Source organism: Pseudomonas sp. NPDC087804 (assembly GCF_044742965.1).
GTDB classification, from domain to species: Bacteria; Pseudomonadota; Gammaproteobacteria; order Pseudomonadales; family Pseudomonadaceae; genus Aquipseudomonas; species Aquipseudomonas rustica.
The window spans coordinates 367,878-371,246 of sequence record NZ_JBIUVN010000002.1 but is presented as its reverse complement, the minus strand read 5'-3'; the positions used below and the strand labels follow the sequence as shown (position 1 = coordinate 371,246).

Below are 3,369 nucleotides of genomic sequence, written 5' to 3'. Positions count from 1 at the left end.
GGCGCTACCCTCCCGCGCTGGATTGCGCTGTTGACCATGACCCTGGAACTCGCCCTCGGCCTCTGGCTGTGGGCCCACGGTGACTATTCATTTGCCCCGGCGCCTGGCGCCGATCCGACCTGGGCGCTTGAGTTCAAGCACATCTGGATCGCGCGTTTCGGCATCAGCGTGCACCTGGCCCTCGACCTGTTCATGTTCTTCTTCTTCTGGGAAATGATGCTGGTGCCGATGTACTTCCTCATCGCGCTCTGGGGTCACAGTTCTTCGGACGGCAAGAAAACCCGGATCTACGCGGCGACCAAGTTCTTCATCTTCACTCAGGCGTCCGGCCTGATCATGCTGGTGGCGATCCTCGGTCTGGTGCTGGTCAACTTCAACAACACTGGCGTGATTACTTTCAACTACGCCGACCTGTTGAAAACCAAGATGTCGATGACCACCGAGTACATCCTGATGCTCGGCTTCTTCATCGCCTTCGCGGTCAAGCTGCCAGTCGTACCGTTCCACTCGTGGTTGCCTGATGCTCACGCCCAGGCGCCGACTGCAGGTTCCGTCGACCTCGCCGGTATCTTGCTGAAAACCGCTGCTTACGGCCTGCTGCGTTTCGCCCTGCCGCTGTTCCCGAATGCCTCGGCCGAGTTCGCGCCGATCGCCATGACCCTCGGTCTGATCGGTATCTTCTACGGCGCGTTCCTCGCTTTCGCGCAAACCGACATCAAGCGTCTGATCGCCTTCTCGTCCGTTTCCCACATGGGTTTCGTGTTGATCGGCATCTACTCCGGCAGCCAACTGGCCCTGCAAGGTGCAGTGATCCAGATGCTGGCGCACGGTGTGTCGGCGGCGGCACTGTTTATCCTCAGCGGTCAGTTGTACGAGCGTCTGCACACTCGTGACATGCGTGAGATGGGCGGTGTGTGGTCGCGTATCGCTTACCTGCCGGCAATCAGCCTGTTCTTCGCAGCCGCGTCCTTGGGTCTGCCGGGCACCGGTAACTTTGTCGGTGAGTTCCTGATCCTGATCGGCTCTTTCGCGAGCTGGCCGTGGATTACTGCGATTGCCACTTCCGGTCTGGTGTTCGGTTCGGTCTACTCGCTGATCATGATCCACCGTGCTTACTTCGGCCCGGCGAAATCGGATTCGATCCTGCACGGTATGGACGCTCGCGAACTGATCATGGTGCTAGGCCTTGCGGTGTTGCTGATCTACATCGGCGTCTACCCGCAACCGTTCCTCGACACTTCTGCCGCCACGATGCATGGCGTTCAGCAGTGGCTCGGCACCGCCTTCACTCAACTCGCTTCGGCCCGGTAAGAGCGCTATGGAAATCACGATTCAACACTTTATTGCGCTTGCGCCACTCTTGATCACCAGCCTCACCAATAACGTGGTGATGCTGGCAATCGCCTGGCGCCGCAACCACTCGCAGACCTTCCTGATTTCGGTGGCGGGTCTGAACCTGGCCCTGTTGTCGATCCTGCCTGCCCTGAAAGTCGCGCCTCTGGCCGTGACCCCATTGCTGCAGATCGACTCGTTTGCCTGCCTGTACATGGCGCTGATCCTGGTCGCCACCCTCGCCTGCGTTACCCTCGCCCACGCCTATCTGGGTGATGGCGGTTCGGGTTACCCGGGCAACCGTGAAGAACTGTACTTGCTGATCCTGATGGCCGCCGCCGGTGGTCTGGTTCTGGTCAGCGCGCAGCACCTGGCCGGTTTGTTCATCGGTCTGGAACTGCTCTCGGTACCGGTTTACGGTCTGGTGGCTTACGCCTTCTTCAACAAGCGTTCGCTGGAAGCCGGCATCAAATACATGGTGCTGTCGGCGTCCGGTTCCGCGTTCCTGTTGTTCGGTATGGCCCTGCTCTACGCTGACGCTGGTTCCCTGAGCTTCACCGGTATCGGCCAGGCACTGGCCGCGACGGGTCTGCCTAGCCCGCTGGCACAACTGGGCCTGGGCATGATGCTGATCGGTCTGGCGTTCAAGCTGTCGCTGGTACCGTTCCACCTGTGGACGCCGGACGTCTACGAAGGTGCTCCGGCGCCGGTGGCCGCGTTTCTTGCGACCGCGTCGAAGGTTGCAGTGTTTGCGGTGATGGTGCGTCTGTTCCAGATCTCCCCTGCTGCCAGCAGTGGCGTACTGAGCGACGTGCTGACCGTTATCGCTATCGCCTCGATCCTGTTCGGTAACCTGCTGGCCCTGACCCAGAGCAACCTCAAGCGTCTGCTCGGTTACTCGTCCATCGCGCACTTCGGCTACCTGCTGATCGCACTGGTGGCGAGCAAGGGTCTGGCGGTGGAAGCCATTGGCGTGTACCTGGTGACTTATGTGATCACCAGCCTCGGCGCCTTCGGCGTGATCACCCTGATGTCCTCGCCGTACAACGGCCGTGACGCGGATGCCCTGTACGAATACCGCGGCCTGTTCTGGCGCCGTCCGTACCTGACCGCCGTGCTGACGGTGATGATGCTGTCGCTGGCCGGTATTCCGCTGACCGCTGGCTTCATCGGCAAGTTCTACATCATCGCCACCGGTGTTGAAGCGCACCAATGGTGGCTGGTCGGTTCGCTGGTGCTGGGCAGCGCCATCGGCGTCTTCTACTACCTGCGCGTGATGGTCACCCTGTACCTGATCGAACCAAACCTGCGTCGCCACGACGCCCAGCTGCACTGGGAACAAAAGGCAGGCGGCGTGATGCTGCTGGCCATCGCCCTGGTCGCATTCTTCCTGGGTGTGTACCCGCAGCCATTGCTGACACTGGTTCAGCAGGCGGGTCTGGCGGGCTGATTGCTCGGCTGGCTAGAAATGAAAACGGCACCTTCGGGTGCCGTTTTTGTTTTTGTGGGATTTAACATTTTCATTGCCTGACCCACCGCTTTCGCGAGCAAGCTCTGCTCCTACGGGTTATGTGTCGTGCACAAATTCTGTGGCCATCCCGGATCATTGTAGGAGTGAGCCTGCTCGCGAAGGCGTCGGCACATTCAACATCTTCATTGCTTGACCCACCGCTTTCGCGAGCAAGCTCTGCTCCTACGGGTTATGTGTCGTGCACAAATTCTGCGGCCATCCCGGATCATTGTAGGAGTGAGCCTGCTCGCGAAGGCGTCGGCCCATTCAACATCTTCATTGCCTGAACCACCGCTTTCGCGAGCAGGCTCGCTCCCACAGGTTATGTGTCGTGCACAAATTCTGTGGCCATCCCGGATCATTGTGGGAGCCGGGCGGGCCCGCGAAGGCGTCGGCACATTCAATATCTTCATTGCTTGACCCACCGCTTTCGCGAGCAAGCTCTGCTCCTACGGGTTATGTGTCGTGCACAAATTCTGTGGTCATCCCTGATCATTGTGGGAACTGGGCTTGCTCGCGAAGGCGTC

The 3,369-nt window shown here is 59.8% G+C and carries 2 protein-coding genes; both read left to right on the top strand.

Annotated features, from left to right (window positions below; all coding sequences use genetic code 11):
* A partial coding sequence (gene nuoM / locus ACIOMO_RS08685; protein WP_401239965.1) for an NADH-quinone oxidoreductase subunit M occupies positions 1-1,311 on the top strand: 1,311 nt, incomplete at its 5' end.
* A 7-nt stretch (positions 1,312-1,318) separates the two neighbouring features.
* Complete coding sequence (nuoN, locus tag ACIOMO_RS08680; RefSeq protein WP_401239963.1) at positions 1,319-2,782, top strand: NADH-quinone oxidoreductase subunit NuoN; 1,464 nt, start codon at positions 1,319-1,321, stop codon at positions 2,780-2,782.
* The last annotated feature ends 587 nt before the right edge of the window (positions 2,783-3,369 follow it).